At 73.6% G+C, this 14,804-nt stretch carries 14 protein-coding genes; 9 read left to right on the top strand and 5 right to left on the bottom strand.

What is annotated here, in order from left to right; translation table 11 throughout:
- Window positions 1–190: 190 nt before the first annotated feature.
- On the top strand, window positions 191–3,322 hold the full coding sequence (locus tag J3A75_RS30225; protein ID WP_209650859.1) for a ribonuclease E/G: 3,132 nt from the start codon (window positions 191–193) through the stop codon (window positions 3,320–3,322).
- A 170-nt stretch (window positions 3,323–3,492) separates the two neighbouring features.
- Window positions 3,493–4,737 (top strand): methyl-accepting chemotaxis protein, encoded by a 1,245-nt coding sequence (locus J3A75_RS30220; protein WP_012321567.1) that lies wholly within the window; start codon window positions 3,493–3,495, stop codon window positions 4,735–4,737.
- A gap of 61 nt (window positions 4,738–4,798) precedes the next feature.
- Here J3A75_RS30220 and J3A75_RS30215 read toward each other — a convergent pair whose 3' ends face one another.
- The 3 genes from J3A75_RS30215 to J3A75_RS30205 all read right to left on the bottom strand — a co-directional run bounded on the left by J3A75_RS30215 (window position 4,799) and on the right by J3A75_RS30205 (window position 6,430).
- Window positions 4,799–5,080 carry a DUF2934 domain-containing protein gene (locus tag J3A75_RS30215; protein ID WP_041372399.1) on the bottom strand — a complete coding sequence of 94 codons (282 nt, stop codon included), beginning with the start codon at window positions 5,078–5,080 and terminating at the stop codon, window positions 4,799–4,801.
- 52 nt (window positions 5,081–5,132) lie between these two features.
- Window positions 5,133–5,303 carry a DUF3606 domain-containing protein gene (locus J3A75_RS30210; protein ID WP_012321565.1) on the bottom strand — a complete coding sequence of 57 codons (171 nt, stop codon included), beginning with the start codon at window positions 5,301–5,303 and terminating at the stop codon, window positions 5,133–5,135.
- Between the two features lie 122 nt (window positions 5,304–5,425).
- The gene (locus J3A75_RS30205; protein WP_024828681.1) at window positions 5,426–6,430 is read right to left on the bottom strand and encodes a 2-keto-3-deoxygluconate permease; all 1,005 of its coding nucleotides are present in this window, start codon (window positions 6,428–6,430) and stop codon (window positions 5,426–5,428) included.
- A 181-nt stretch (window positions 6,431–6,611) separates the two neighbouring features.
- On the opposite strand from J3A75_RS30205, the gene J3A75_RS30200 reads away from it, so the two are divergent.
- The 3 genes from J3A75_RS30200 (at window position 6,612) to pdxA (ending at window position 9,683) form a co-directional block, all read left to right on the top strand.
- Window positions 6,612–7,436: a FadR/GntR family transcriptional regulator gene (locus J3A75_RS30200; protein WP_012321563.1), complete on the top strand. Its 825-nt coding sequence runs from the start codon at window positions 6,612–6,614 to the stop codon at window positions 7,434–7,436.
- 109 nt (window positions 7,437–7,545) lie between these two features.
- Window positions 7,546–8,661 carry a four-carbon acid sugar kinase family protein gene (locus tag J3A75_RS30195; protein ID WP_024828682.1) on the top strand — a complete coding sequence of 372 codons (1,116 nt, stop codon included), beginning with the start codon at window positions 7,546–7,548 and terminating at the stop codon, window positions 8,659–8,661.
- Window positions 8,658–9,683 carry a 4-hydroxythreonine-4-phosphate dehydrogenase PdxA gene (gene pdxA, locus J3A75_RS30190; RefSeq protein WP_024828683.1) on the top strand — a complete coding sequence of 342 codons (1,026 nt, stop codon included), beginning with the start codon at window positions 8,658–8,660 and terminating at the stop codon, window positions 9,681–9,683. Before J3A75_RS30195 ends, pdxA begins: the two co-directional genes overlap by 4 nt.
- A gap of 175 nt (window positions 9,684–9,858) precedes the next feature.
- Here pdxA and yidD read toward each other — a convergent pair whose 3' ends face one another.
- Window positions 9,859–10,191 (bottom strand): membrane protein insertion efficiency factor YidD, encoded by a 333-nt coding sequence (gene yidD, locus J3A75_RS30185; RefSeq protein WP_024828684.1) that lies wholly within the window; start codon window positions 10,189–10,191, stop codon window positions 9,859–9,861.
- A 4-nt stretch (window positions 10,192–10,195) separates the two neighbouring features.
- Window positions 10,196–10,639, bottom strand: coding sequence for an iron-sulfur cluster assembly scaffold protein (locus J3A75_RS30180; protein ID WP_024828685.1), 444 nt, complete (start codon window positions 10,637–10,639; stop codon window positions 10,196–10,198).
- Window positions 10,640–11,026: 387 nt separating this feature from the next.
- Here J3A75_RS30180 and folE point away from each other — a divergent pair, with 387 nt between their 5' ends.
- From folE to J3A75_RS30160, 4 genes are all read left to right on the top strand, one after another.
- Window positions 11,027–11,698 (top strand): GTP cyclohydrolase I FolE, encoded by a 672-nt coding sequence (folE, locus tag J3A75_RS30175; RefSeq protein ID WP_373866302.1) that lies wholly within the window; start codon window positions 11,027–11,029, stop codon window positions 11,696–11,698.
- Between the two features lie 29 nt (window positions 11,699–11,727).
- Window positions 11,728–12,150: a phosphoribosyl-AMP cyclohydrolase gene (hisI, locus tag J3A75_RS30170; protein WP_012321557.1), complete on the top strand. Its 423-nt coding sequence runs from the start codon at window positions 11,728–11,730 to the stop codon at window positions 12,148–12,150.
- Entirely contained in the window at window positions 12,147–13,130 is a 984-nt protein-coding gene (locus J3A75_RS30165; RefSeq protein ID WP_012321556.1) for a patatin-like phospholipase family protein, read from the top strand. The genes hisI and J3A75_RS30165 overlap by 4 nt, the downstream gene beginning before the upstream one ends.
- A gap of 88 nt (window positions 13,131–13,218) precedes the next feature.
- Window positions 13,219–14,790 (top strand): alkaline phosphatase D family protein, encoded by a 1,572-nt coding sequence (locus J3A75_RS30160; RefSeq protein ID WP_012321555.1) that lies wholly within the window; start codon window positions 13,219–13,221, stop codon window positions 14,788–14,790.
- Window positions 14,791–14,804 lie beyond the last annotated feature (14 nt).

Raw genomic sequence — 14,804 nt, 5'->3', positions numbered from 1 at the left:
TCCGTCCGCCCGGCCTGTTTCAACCCCAGGCGCCCAGGGCGCCGAACGGCGGTTGACGGCAATTTCCCCTCGAACCCATCCGCCTCGGCGACGAGGCCGGCATCCCGCCCGACAGGTTTGACGTCGGGCGAGGCGCCGCCGGGACCACGGGCACGGAGAACGACGTCGGCCGCCATGCCGAGAGTCCGACATGGCCAACAAAATGCTGATCGACGCGATGCACCCGGAGGAGACCCGGGTCGTCACGGTCCACGGGTCTAGGGTCGAGGAGTTCGACTTCGAAGCCGCCAACCGGCGCCAGCTGCGCGGCAACATCTACCTCGCCAAGGTCACCCGGGTGGAGCCGTCGCTCCAGGCGGCGTTCGTCGAGTATGGCGGCAACCGCCACGGCTTCCTGGCCTTCAACGAGATCCATCCCGACTACTACCAGATCCCGCTGGCCGACCGGCAGGCGCTCCTCGAGGAGGAGGCCCGCGACGCCGAGGAGCACCGCGAGCGCGAGGAGCGTCGCCGCCGGTCGTCGTCGCGCCGGTCCCGCGGCCGCCGCGCCGAGGCCCGTGCCCGCGGCGCCGACGAGACCGTGAGCGCCGAGGACACGCACGCGGCCGCCGAGGGCGAGGATCAGGCCGAGGTCCGGAACGAGTCGGGGATCGACCCGGCCGTCCAGCCCGACACGCTCGCCGAGAACCCCGAGGCCGTGCAGGAGGCCCTCGCCTCCGAGGCCGCCGCCGGCGACATCCCGGCGGACGGCGAGCCGGCGCGCGCCGCCGAGCCCGCGGTCGACGCGGCCGGATCCGACCTGTCCGAGACCGCTCCGGTCGAGGCGCAGGCCGCCCCCGCCGGGGCCGAACCGGTCGCCGCCGAGTCCGGATCCGACCTGTCCGAGCCGGAGGCCCGCATCGCCGTCGCGGAGGCGCTGACCGTGTCCGACGCGCCGGGCGAGACCGTCGCGGACGCGCTCGCGACGGAGGCGAGCGAGGCGGAGGAGTCCGCCGCGCCGACCGCCGCCGACGCGGCGGACGAGGCCTCCGAGGAGGACGACGAGGAGTCCGACGACGACGAGGATGAGGACGAGTCGGAGGACGACGAGGACGAGTCCGACGACGACGAGGAGTCGGACGAGGAGTCGGACGATCCCGACGCCGAGCCCAAGATCGCCCAGGTCGGCGGCAACGGCGACGCGCTGGCCGAGATCCCCGAGCGTCCGCGCCACTACCGCCGCCAGTACAAGATCCAGGAGGTGATCAAGCGCCGCCAGATCATCCTGGTGCAGGTCGTCAAGGAGGAGCGCGGCACGAAGGGCGCGGCGCTCACCACCTACCTGTCGCTCGCCGGCCGCTACTCGGTGCTGATGCCCAACACGGGCCGCGGCGGCGGCATCTCCCGCAAGATCACCTCGGCGGCCGACCGCAAGCGCCTCAAGGAGGTCGTGCAGGACCTGGAGGTGCCCGAGGGGATGGGCGTCATCCTGCGCACCGCCGGCGCCTCGCGCTCCAAGCCCGAGATCGCCCGCGATTTCGAGTACCTGATGCGGCTGTGGGAGTCGGTCCGGGAGCTGACCCTGACCTCCATGGCCCCGGCGCTGGTCTACGAGGAGGGCTCGCTGATCAAGCGCGCCATCCGCGACCTCTACAACAAGGATCTGGACGAGGTTCTGGTCGCCGGCGAGGACGCCTACCGCGAGGCCAAGGACTTCATGCGGATGCTGATGCCCGGCCAGTCCAAGGTCGTGAAGCCCTACCGCGACTCGACGCCGATCTTCGCCCGCTTCGGCGTCGAGCAGCAGCTCGACGCGATGTTCTCCACGCACGTCTCGCTGAAATCCGGCGGCTACCTCGTGATCAACCCGACCGAGGCGCTGGTCTCGATCGACGTCAACTCCGGCCGCGCCACCCGCGAGCACGACATCGAGGACACCGCCCTCAAGACGAACCTGGAGGCCGCCGAGGAGGTCGCCCGCCAGCTGCGGCTGCGCGACCTCGCGGGCCTGATCGTCATCGACTTCATCGACATGGAGGAGAAGCGGAACAACCGCGCCGTCGAGAAGAAGCTCAACGAGTGCCTGAAGAACGACCGGGCGCGCATCCAGGTCGGCCGGATCTCGCCGTTCGGCCTGCTGGAGATGAGCCGCCAGCGGATCCGCACGGGCGTGCTCGAATCCTCCTCGATCCCCTGCGCCCATTGCGGCGGCTCGGGCTTCGTGCGCGCCACCGCGTCGGTGGCCCTGCACATCCTGCGCTCGATCGAGGAGGTGCTGCTCAAGTCGGCCTCGCACAACCTCGTCCTGCGCACCCGCACCGAGATCGCGCTCTACATCCTCAACCAGAAGCGCGGGCACCTGCGCGAGCTCGAGGTGCGCTTCGGCGTGACGATCACGATCGCGGCCGACGAGCGGCTGGCGGCCACCACCCCGTTCCAGCTCGACCGCGGCGAGCCGGCCCAGCGGGCGGAGGGCCCGGTGACGGGCGTGCGCGCCCAGGCGATCTCGCCCGCGATGGAGTTCGACGACGAGGACGAGGAGGCCGACGAGGCCGAGGCCGAGACGGAGTCCGAGGGCGAGGCCGACGAGGGCCGGGCCGAGGCCCGCGAGGACGGGTCGCGCGAGGACGGCGAGGGCCGTCGCCGCCGCCGCCGCCGCCGGCGGCGCGGCGGTCGCCAGGAGGGCCGCGGCGAGGAGGGCCGCGCCGAGGACGATCGCGGCGACGACGATCAGGACGACTCGCAGGACGACCCGCAGGACGGCGCCCGTTCGGACGCGGAGAGAGGCGACGGGGACTGGGACGGCGAGCAGCCGGCCGGGACCGAGGCCCCCGCCGCGGCCGTCGCCGCGGAGGCCGGCGACGCCGACGAGACGGTGGCCGGTTCGGACGAGGCGGCCCGGTCCGAGGACGAGGGCGGCCGTCGCCGTCGCCGCGGACGCCGCGGCGGGCGCGGGCGCAGCGAGGGCCGCTCCCGCGACGCGTCCGCGACGGACGACGCTTCGGAGGCCGCGGGCGACGTCGTCGCCCTGTCGGCGGAGGAGCCGGTGAGCGCTGAGGCGGTGGCCGAGGCGGTCGGATCGGCGCCGGCACCGGCCGCCGACGCCGAGACCGCGGTGGACCTGCCGGTGGCGCCGGCCGAGTCCGCGGCGCCGGCGGCCGACCGGGCGAGCGTCGGCGCGCAGGCAGAAGCCCCGTCGCCCGAGCCCGCGTCGCCCGAGGCCGCCCCCGCCGAGCCGGCGCCCGAGCCCGTGGCGATCGTGCTGACGCCCCCGTCCGACCCGGATCGGCCGAAGCGCGCCGGCTGGTGGTCCCGCACCAAGGCGGCCCTGACCGGCGAATGAAGCATTGCGCCCCTCGATAGAGCGCTATCCGGGGGCGCAACTTCTCGAAGAAAAGCTGTTGCGCCGCAGGGATGCCCCGCAACGCTTGTTCGGAGACTAGTCTATCCTTCACCATTGGTTGAAGGTTCTGTGTGACCATGCGCTCCGATTAGAATGTCGGAGAGGCCCGCATGTTCAGTTTGCGCCGGCAGCGTCAGACCCCTGACGCGCTAGCAACCCCGGTGACGGCGATCGCACCGGTCGAGACGGCCGTTGCCGCGCCGGTCGAGACGGCACCGAATCCCGTCGCGGAACTGGCCGTCGACCGGGAATGGCTGACCCTCCTGGCGCGCCTGTCCGCCTCCGCGTCCGATGCCGGCACCTCGATCGGCTGGATGACCCACGACGCCTCCGGCACCGCCGAGCAGGCCCGTCTCATCGCGGCCGCCAGCGAGGAACTCGCCGCGACCACCGGTGAGATCGCGGCCCGCTCCTCGTCGGCGGCCGAGATGGCCGAGACCGCCCGGGCGGGCATCGCCACCTGCGTGGGCGACCTGCACCGGGCCACCGACGGCATGCGCGGGATCGAGGAGGGCACCGAGGAGATCGGCAGCCGTCTCGACAGCTTCTCGACCGCCGCGCTGCGGATCGAGGAGATGGCCGGCACGATCGCGGCGATCTCGGCCCAGACCAACCTGCTCGCGCTCAACGCCACGATCGAGGCGGCCCGGGCCGGCGAGGCCGGGCGCGGCTTCGCGGTGGTCGCCGCCGAGGTGAAGACGCTGTCGGCGCAGACCGCGAAGGCGACGGACGAGATCCGGGCGCGGGTCAGCGGCCTGCGCGAGGAGATGGCCGCGATGCAGGCGGCCGTGTCGCGCAGCCGCAACGCCGTCGAGGCCGGCGCGGCCGCGATGGTGCGGGCCAATGCCCGCGTCGAGGCCGAGAGCGGCGCCGTCGCGAACGTCGCCGCGCAGATGCGCGAGGCCTCGGAGATCCTCGGCCAGCAGATGCAGGCCACCGGCGACATCGCCCAGAACGTCGGCCGCATCGCGGAAGGGACCGACAAGGCGCGCCGGGAGATCGGCGACGCCCTGGCGCAGCTCGGACGGATCGAGGATCTCGGCCGCACCCTGCTCGACCGGCAGACCGGAACCACCGCGGATCAGCGGGTGATCCGCCTGTCGGCGGATTGCGCCGCGTGGCGGCGCGCCGTCGCGGCGACGCTGGTCGGCATGCGCTCGACCGACACGCCGCCGGAGGGGATCCCCGCCGACGCGACGCGGCCGGCCGCCATCGAGACGCCCCTGGCGCAGGCCCGCGAGCAGGCGGCCGCCCTGGTCCGCCACGTGCGCAGCCAGGCCTGGGACTCGGCGACCACGGCGTTCGTGGCGTTCGAGGCGGCGGTGAAGGAAGCCCGGGCGGCGATCGAGGCCTGAAGGCCGGCCGGCCCCGGGTCCGCCGCGACCCGGGACCGTCTCAGGAGGCGATCGGACGCCGTCAGCCCGGCGGCGGCTCGGATCCCGGAGCTGCCGGCGCCGCGTCGGCCCTCTGGCGATCCCGCTCCTTGCGCAGTTCCCGCTCGGCCAGCAGCCAGAACTCGATCTCGAAGCCCTCGGGCCGGTGGTTGCGCTCCCAGAGTTCGTAGGCCCGCTCGCGGATCTGCTCGAAGGTGATCGTGTCGGGCGACCGCGGCGGGGGCTGCGGTGCCGACGCCTCCACCCCGGATGGGGGTTCCGGCGCGGTGCCGGTCTCGGACGCGGGCGCCTGTGTCCCCGCCATCGGGTGATCCGGAGGCGGACGGAAATCGGGGGGCACTTCCATGGCGCCGGCCTCAGGAGGCCGGCTTGTCGAGATAGGCGGCGACGCTGGTGATCCGGCTCCCGACCATCGTCACCGCCTTGCGCAGCCGCTCCTCGCTGACACCGAAACGCTGCGCCCACTCCTCGCGGGTGGCGCGGTCGTAGATGTCGATATGCGTCTTGCCTCTGGCCTCGGTCGACATGCTGTGCCCGCTCCGGTTCGCCGTCAGGCGCGGCCGTGCCGCGCGCCCTGGAGGGACAACCGGGCTCGGAGACTTCGGTTGCCGCCGGTCGCGCGGGACGGGCGGCCGGGGCGCGCGGCGGATCAGGGTGCGGTCGGCGCGGGGCTCGGGACCGGCGCCGGATCCGCTTCGGCCGCGTCCGGGCGGACCCGCGCCGCCACGAAGGCGGTCAGCAGCGGCACCAGCAGCGCCGTGACCACCACGCTCGCCGCCACCAGCACGGTGGCGGGACCGGCGGCCTCCCTGTAGGCCGGGTTGGCGGCGGCGATGATCGCCGGCACGGCGGCGGCGTTGCCCGCCGTCGAGGCGGCCGCGACGCCCGCCACGCCGTTGCCCCCGGTGAGCCGGTCGGCGACGAACAGGGCCGCCCCGGTGATCGCCACCACCGCCACGCCGAGACCGATGCCGAGGAGGCCCGCCTGCCAGATCTTGGCGAGGTCGAGTCCGAAGCCGAGGGCGAAGGCGAAGAACGGGATCATCACCGGCGCCGCCCCCGACAGGAAAGCGCGCATGTCGCGGTCGAGGTTGCCGAGGATCATCCCGATCAGCAGCGGCAGGATGCTGCCCACCAGCGTCGGCCACGGGAAGGCCGACAGACCCGCCAGCCCGAGGGTCACCATGGTGAGGAACGGCCCGGATTCGAGGCTCATGATCGCGTAGGCGCCGGCATCCTTCGGGCGGCCGAACTGCCCCATCAGCGCGAGGTAGAGACCGCCGTTGGTGTCGTTCATGGCGGCGACGATCGCCAGCGTCGAGATCCCCGCGAAAGCCCCGCCCACCACCGGCGCCTCGCCGAGGAGCTGGCCGAACACCACGCCCATGATCGCCGCGATGCCGACCTTGGCGGCCAGCAGGACGCCGCCCTTGCGGGCGATCGCCGGGGTGGCGCGGAAATCGATGCCCGCGCCCATGCAGACGAAGAACACCGCCAGGATCGGCAGCGCGCCGTTGAACAGCGCGCCGGTGAACGAGCCGAAGAAGGTCGCGGTGTTCGGGAAGAGCGTGTGGAGGATCGCGCCGAGGAACAGCGGCACGACCATCAGGCCGCCGGGCACGCGCTCCAGGGAGCGCTTGATGGGTATCTGCATAGGTCGCCCTTCCGGTGCCGCCCTGCCCGGGCCCTGGCACCCACTCTTCCCCCCGGGCGGGCTGCTACAACCTTTCGACAAGTCGGCGCAACTGGCGCCCGGATCAGCACAAATGTTGACAAGTCCGCCGGCGCAACGCTGACTCGGCGCGGATCGGCTCGATCCACGGAGGCGTCCCCGGATGTCGTCAGCGATGTCCCCTTCCCTGTCCGGCTCCCCTGACCCGGCGGAGGCGCCCGGGCAGCGGGCGCTCCGCGGCGCGGAGCCGGCACGGCCCGCCTCCCTGGCCGACGGCCTCTATCAGGCGATCCGCACCGGCATCGCGAACGGCACCTACGGGCCCGACGCGCGGCTCCCGAGCGAGCACGACCTCGCGGGACGCTTCCAGGTCTCGCGGCCGGTGGTGCGGGCCGCCCTCGACCGGCTGCGCCGGGAGGGCGCGATCGTCTCGCGGCAGGGGGCCGGCAGCTTCGTGCGGGCGCGGCCGGTGCGCCCGGCCCTGGGCTTCGCCCCCGTGGAGAGCGTCGCCGACATCCAGCGCTGCTACGAGTTCCGCCTCACCCTCGAGCCGGAGGCGGCCTACCACGCGGCGCTGCGCCACGACGCGGCGGCCCTCGACCGGATCGCGGCGGCCCTCGACCGGCTGGCGGTCGCGACCCGGCAGGAGCAGCACCGGGCGGACGCCGATTTCGCCTTCCACCACGCGATCGCGGCGGCGTCGAACAACCACTACTACGCGGCCTGCCTGGAGGCGCTGCAATCCCACATCGCCGTGGGCATGACGATCCACGGCCTCGCCCTGCAGGGCCCCCGCTCCGGCCTGCGCGGCGTGCTGGAGGAGCATCGCGGGATCTTCGCGGCGATCGAGGGCCGCGACGGCGCGGGCGCCCGCAGCCGCATGGCCGCCCATATCGCCGGGTCCCGCGACCGGCTGTTCGAGGGGCGGCTCCTCGATCTCTCGCTCGGACGGCCCGCGGAGGCCGGCGCCGCCGCGCCGCCCGCTTGACCGCCGCGCCGGCCGGTCTGTATGCCTCGCGACAACCTGACAACAAGGACGCGAGCCGCGCTCGGCCGGGCGGCGCGGCCGGCGAGGCTCCCGCCATGATCCGCCCGACATGACCCGCCTGCGCCTCATCGCCGACGATCTCACCGGCACTCTCGACACGGCCGCGGGCTTCACCGGCCTGTGCGGGTCGATCCCTGTGGCGTGGCCCGAGATCCTGGCCGCGGAGGCCGCCGAGGGCTCGAGCGGGTGCCTGGCGATCGATTCCGGCACGCGGGAACTGTCGGCGGAGGCCGCCGGGCGGATCGTCGGCGCCCTCGCGCCCCGGCTGGACGGAGCCGGCATCGCCTTCAAGAAGGTCGACAGCCTCCTGCGCGGCCCCTGGGCGGCGGAACTCGCGGCGGTGCTGCGGACCGGGACCTGGGAGCGCTGCGTCGTGGCGCCGGCCTTCCCGTACCAGGGACGCCGCACGGCGGGCGGGCGGCAGCTCGCCCGGCGCGGCGCGGGCTTCGAGCCGGTCTCGGGCGACATCGCCGAGGCCCTGCGGGCGGTCGGGCTGCCGGCGCGTCGGGTCGACCCGGCCGACGGCCCCGTGGCGGGCGTCGCCGTCTACGACGCGGCGAGCGACGCCGATCTCGCCCGGGTGGCGGGTCTCGGTGGCGGCGGCCCGGTGCTCTGGTGCGGCAGCGGCGGCCTCGCCGCCGCCCTGGCGCGGGGCGCGGCGCCGCCGGGCGACGCCCGGCTGGCCGGTCCCGTGCTCGGGCTGTTCGGCTCCGACCGGCCCGAGACCGCGGCGCAGCTCGCGGCCTGCGGCACCCACCACCTCGTCCTGTCGGCGGACGATCCCGACCATGCCGGCGCTGTGGCCGCGCGCCTCGACCGGGACGGCGTTGTCCTGGCGAGCCTCGCGCTGCCCGCCGGCACCGCCCGGGAGGACGCCGCGGCGCATATCGCCGCGACCTTCGCGGGCGTGATCGACCGCATCCCGCGGCCCGGTACGCTGCTGGTCGCCGGCGGCGAGACCCTGAAGGCGCTCTGCCTCGCCCTCGCCGTCGCGCGCCTCGACGTCACCGGGCAGATCGCGCCCGGCCTGCCCCGCTCGACCCTGCGGGGCGGCCGCTGGGACGGGCTGCCGGTCGTGTCGAAGTCCGGCGCCTTCGGAACAGAGGGCGTCTGGCGCGACCTCCTCCACCAGAACGGCTTCCCGCACGACAGGAGCGCCCCGTGACCCAACATCTCGCCATCACCATGGGCGATCCCGCCGGCATCGGCCCCGAGATCATCGTCAAGGCCGCGGCCCGGCTGAAGGACCGGATCGCGGCGGGCGACCTGAAGCTCGTGGTCATCGGCAGCGCCCCGGCCCTGCGCCGGGCCGAGCAGGCGCTCGGCCTCCTGCCGGAGGCCATCCCGGAGGTCGCCGAGGCCGGCGACTGGCCGGCGCTGTGCTGCCTCCAGGCCGACGCCGAGGGCGCGCCGATCGAGCCCGGCCGGCTCTCCGCCGACGGCGGGCGCTTCGCCTACAAGGCGATCGAGGCCGGCGTCCGCCTGGCCATGGCGGGGCGGATCGGCGGCATCGTCACGGCGCCGCTCAACAAGGAGGCGCTCAACAAGGCCGGCTACCACTATGCCGGCCATACCGAGATGCTGGCGGAGCTGACCGGGGTGCGCGGGTCGGTGATGATGCTGGCCCACGGCAACATGCGGGTCTCCCACGTCACCACCCACGTCGCCCTGGAGGACGTGCCGAAGCGCCTGACCCCGGAGCGGCTGCGCCTCGTCATCGACCTCACCGACAAGGCCCTGAAGGGCCTCGGCCTCGCCAAGCCCAAGATCGCGGTCGCCGCGCTGAACCCTCACGCCGGCGAGGGCGGCCTGTTCGGGCGCCAGGACATCGACGTCAGCACGCCGGTGATTGAGAAGGCCAATGCCGAGGGTCTCGACGTGCACGGGCCGGTGCCGGGCGACACGGTGTTCGTGAAGCTGCGCGCGGGCCAGTACGACGCGGTGGTGGCCATGTACCACGACCAGGGGCACATCCCGGTGAAGCTGCTCGGCTTCGAGATCGACCCGGCCACGGGGAAGTGGATGGACCTGTCGGGCGTGAACATCACCCTGGGCCTGCCGATCATCCGCACCTCGGTCGATCACGGCACCGCCTTCGACATCGCCGGCACCGGCGTCGCCAACGAGCGCAGCCTCATCGAGGCGATCGAGTTCGCCGAGAAGCTCGCGGCCAGCCGCGCGGCGTGAGACTCGGCGGCGTGAGACTCGGCGGATGACGGGGGCGGCGATCCGCGCCCCCGTCCCGAGGTGCCGCGGCGGTCGCGATCATCGCCGGAGCCGGCCTCCGTGGAACGCGAGCCGGTCGTCCCGGGCCACGGGCTCGGCGAGCGTGTTTCACGTGAAACAAACCGGGAACATCGGCCTAGCGGATGTCGGCCTCCTGCCCCACCGCCTCGCAGGCGAACGGTGACGGCGGCGCCTCGACGCCGCGCCAGCGGCCGTAGGTCCAGGGGCGATACCACGCCGCTCCCGCGGGCAGGCGCTCCGGCACGAGGTCGATGCCGTGCGTGCCGAACGGCCCGCAGCGGCAGATCCGGGCGAAGCCCATCCAGCCGCCGGGCCAGAGCCCGTGCCGGGTGATGGCCGTGTCGGTGTACTCGGAGCAGCTCGGCCAGTGGCGGCACTGGCGGCCGACCAGGCCCGACAGCGTCAGCTGGTAGCCGCGGATCGCCCAGTGGGCGGCGCGCCGGACCATCCCGTCAGGCGGCCTGCCGCTTGGCGGCGATCTGGTCGAGGGCGTCCACCACCGCGTCGAAGGTCAGGAGCGTCGAGGCGTGGCGCGCCTTGAAGTCCCGCACCGGCTCGAGCACCGCGAGGTCGGACCACGCGCCGTCGGGCGCCGGACCGTTCTCCTTGAGCATGGACCGCATGGTCTCGCGGACGCCGCGCAGCTCCTCCGCGCTGGCGCCGACCACGTGCCGACCCATCAGCGACGAGGAGGCCTGCCCGAGGGCGCAGGCCCGGACCTCCTGGGCGAAATCCGCGACCCGGCCGTCCTCGCCCAGGACGAGGTCGACCGTCACGGTCGAGCCGCACAGGCGGGAATGGGCCGTCGCGGTCGCGTCCGGGTTCTCGAGCCGGCCGAGCCGGGGGATGTCGGCGGCGAGTTCCAGGATACGGCGGTTGTAGATGTCGTCGAGCATCGGGTCCTCGGCCGGAGGCACAATGTCCATCGGGACTCTGCCGCGTGCGACGCGCATTGCGCGTTGCCCCGCGAACGATGATATAGGCGCGATGCGGCCGCTTCGCGAGGAGGCGGGCCGTCGACCAGGGTCGCGCCCACGGCCACGGTGGTTCCCACGGCCTTTCGTCCATCCCGGGGCGCCGGCTTGAAACCTTTTCGAGCCCGGGATCTTCCCTCGAACGCCCGACGCGATCCGACGATGTACGCCAAGCCCGACAGCACCCCGATGAAATCCCGCATCGCGCGGGCCGGAGATGCCATGGATGCCGCGCTCAAATCCTTGTCCTACCAGGGTGACGGCCAGGGTTTCGACCGGAACGGGATCGACGGGCAAGGTCTGAACGGCATGCGCAATGACAATCGGCCCGCCGATGACGGGCGGCCCGTCGAGGTGGCGCCCGAGCCGACCTCCGCGACCCGCGTCCCGGACGGGATCGAGACCGGCCGCCCGAGCCGCGCCGAGGCCGAGGCCGCCGTCCGCACCCTCCTGCGCTGGGCCGGCGACGACCCGACCCGCGAGGGTCTGCTCGACACCCCGGCCCGGGTCACCAAGGCCTACGAGCAGCTGTTCGGCGGCTACGCGGTCGACGCCGAGAAGTTGCTGGAGCGCGTCTTCGAGGAGGTCGAGGGCTACTCGGACATCGTGCTGGTGCGCGACATCCCGTTCCACTCCCACTGCGAGCACCACATGGTGCCGTTCATGGGGCTCGCCCACATCGCCTACTATCCGACCCGGGGCGTGGTCGGCCTGTCGAAGCTCGCCCGCGTGGTCGACACCTTCGCCCGCCGCCTGCAGACGCAGGAGACCATGACCGCCCAGATCGCCGACGTGATCGAGAGCATCCTCAAGCCCCGCGGCGTCGCCGTGATGGTGGAGGCCGAGCATCTCTGCATGGCGATGCGCGGCGTCCAGAAGGCCGGCGTCTCGACCATCACGAGCCAGTTCCGCGGCGTCTTCAAGGACAACGCCAACGAGCAGGTCCGCTTCCTGACCCTGGTGCGCGGCGGCGCCAAGTAGCTCCGACGAGCGAGCCGGATCACCCTGCCATGACCGCGCGCGACATCGCCTTCGATCCCCCCGGCACCCGCGCCGAGGTCGAGGAGGGCGCGGCCCTCACGCCGCGCTTCGACCGCGACGGCCTCGTCGCCTGCATCGCGGTGGACGCGCGGGACGGGCAGGTGCTGATGCTCGCCCACATGAACGCCGAATCGCTGGCGCGCACCCTCGAGACCGGCGAGGCGTGGTACTGGTCGCGCTCGCGCCGGGAACTCTGGCACAAGGGGGCGACCAGCGGCCAGATCCAGCGCATCGTCGAGATGCGGGTCGACTGCGACCAGGACGCCCTGCTGATCCGCGTCGAGGTCGGCGGCGACGGCGGCTGCTGCCACACCGGCCGGCGCGACTGCTTCTACCGCAGCGTCGTCCGGGAGGCGGACGGCCGGGTGGTCCTGAAAGCCGCCGGGCGATGAGCCGCCCTCTTGCCACCCGGTGGCAAGACGAGTCCGCCGACCCGCATTTCCCGCCCGGAACCGTCGAGCCGCTCCGGCCGCCGCCGAGCCCCGGTCCGCTCGTCGGGCTCGCCCTCGGGGGTGGCTCGGCCCGGGGCTGGGCGCATATCGGGGTGATCCGCGCCCTGGAGGAGGCCGGCATCCACCCGTCCGTGGTGGCGGGCTGCTCCATCGGCGCCGTGGTCGGCGCCTGCTACGCGGCCGGGCGCCTCGACCGGCTCGAGGCCTTCGCCCGGGCGCTGACCCGGCGCCGGGTCGTCGGGCTCATCGATCCCCGCCTGCCGGGCTCCGGGCTGATCGCCGGCAACCGCCTCCGCCAGCGCCTCGCCGCCGATCTCGGCGAGCGCCGGATCGAGACGCTGCCGGTCCGCTTCGGCTGCGTCGCCACCGAGTACGGCACCGGCCACGAGGTCAGCCTGACCGCGGGCCCGGCGGTGGACGCGGTGCGCGCCTCCTACGCGATCCCCGGCCTGTTCCCGCCGGTGGCCCATGACGGCCGCGTGCTGATGGACGGGACACTGGTCAACCCGGTGCCGGTGGCGCTCGCCCGCGCGCTCGGAGCCGACTTGGTCATCTGCGTGAACCTCAACGGCGACACCGGCGGACCGGTGGTGCGCGAGGCACCGCACCCGCCCCCGCGCCGGGGCTTCCTGCAGGGGGTGCGCGGGCGCCTGCCGGGCTTCGACCGGCCGGAGCCCGAGATCGCCGTGCCGGGCATCGCCCGGGTGGTGCTCGACGCCTTCAACACCACGCAGGACCGGATCTCGCGGGCGCGGCTGGAGCGCGACCCGCCGGACGTGGCCATCGGCCCGGATCTCGCCGCCTTCGGGCTGTTCGATTTCCACCGGGCCGCGGAGGGCATCGCCCTCGGGCACCGCGCCGCCCGCGCCGCCCTGCCCCGGATCCGGGCCGTGCTGGAGGGTGCGGCCGCGCGGGCCTGAAAGGTCCGGGCGCGTCCCTTCGGAGGAGGCCGTCATCCGGCTGTCGTGGCCGCCTGCGATGGGCGCCGTGCATGCTGGAGGACCTCCAATGTATACGAGTCGCCGTCAGATCCTGCTGTCCGGAGGCGCGGGCCTCGTCGGGCTGGCCTCGGGCCTCGGACGGCCCGGCCTGAGCCGCGCCGCCGACCGGCCGGTCCTGACCCACGGTCTCCAGTCGGGCGATGTCGGCACCGACTCGGCGGTGGTCTGGGCCCGGTCCGACCGGCCCGCCCGGGCGATCGTCGAGTGGGCGACCACCGAGAGCTTCGCCGACATCCGCGGCGGCGTCTTCGCCGACGCCCTGCCGGAGACCGACGGCACCGTGAAGGTGGCGCTGACCGGGCTGCCGGCCGGCCAGGACGTGTTCTACCGGGTCCGCCTGGAGGACGTCGCCGCGCCGACCATCGTCGGACCGGCCCAGGTCGGGCGGTTCCGGACCGCGCCGGCGGACCGGCGCTCGGTGTCGTTCTGCTGGTCGGGCGACACGGCGGGCCAGGGCTGGGGCATCGACGAGGCCCGTGGCGGCATGACGATCTACTCCGCCATCCTGAAGAACCGGCCGGACTTCTTCATCCATTCCGGCGACACGATCTACGCCGACGGGCCGATCCAGTCCGAGGTGAAGCTCCCCGACGGCAGCCTGTGGCGCAACCGGGTGACCGAGGAGGTCGCCAAGCCCGCCGAGACGCTCGCGGAGTTCCGGGGCCGGCACAAGTACAACCTCACCGACCGGAACGTGCTGGCGATGAACGCCGCCGTGCCGATCCTGGCGCAGTGGGACGACCACGAGGTCACCAACAACTGGTGGCCGGGCGAGCCCCTCACCCGGGCCGAACACCTGAAGAAGAAGTACGCCGACCCGAACGTGCTGGCCCTGCAGCTGCGGGCGGCGAAGGCCTTCCACGAGTACATGCCGATGCGCTTCGAGCCGTCGGAGCCCGGCCGGGTCTACCGCAAGATCGGCTACGGCCCGCTGGTCGACGTGTTCATGCTCGACATGCGCTCCTACCGGGGGCCGAACGGCGAGAACCGGCAGACGGCGTACGGGCCCGAGTCCCACTTCCTCGGGCCGCAGCAGATCGCGTGGCTGAAGCGGGCGCTGCTCGAATCCCGGGCCACCTGGAAGGTGATCGCCGCCGACATGCCGCTCGGCCTCGTGGTCACCTACGACACGGACCGCAACTTCGGCTCCGAGGCGGTGGCGCAGGGCGACGGCCCGCCCCTCGGGCGCGAGCTGGAGATCGCCGACCTCCTGCGCTTCATCAAGAGCGCGGGCATCCGCAACACGGTCTGGCTCACGGCCGACGTGCACTACACGGCCGCCCACTACTACGACCCCGACAAGGCGCAGTTCCAGGATTTCGAGCCGTTCTGGGAGTTCGTCTCCGGGCCGCTGCACGCGGGCACCTTCGGGCCGAACGCGCTGGACAACACGTTCGGGCCGCAGCTGCGCTACGTGAAGGCGCCCGACAAGGGGCAGGTGAACCTGTCGCCGGCCGCCGGCTACCAGTTCTTCGGCCACGTGGCGGTGGACGGTCGGACCGAGCAGATGACCGTGACCCTCAAGGACGCGGCCGACACCGACCTCTGGCACGTCACGCTCGATCCCGTGAAGGCCTGAGACGGACCGCGGGT

The organism is Methylobacterium sp. PvP105, assembly GCF_017876975.1.
Lineage (GTDB): Bacteria > Pseudomonadota > Alphaproteobacteria > Rhizobiales > Beijerinckiaceae > Methylobacterium > Methylobacterium radiotolerans.
Note: the sequence above shows the minus strand (reverse complement) of the source record. Positions and strands in the feature narration are given on the sequence as shown.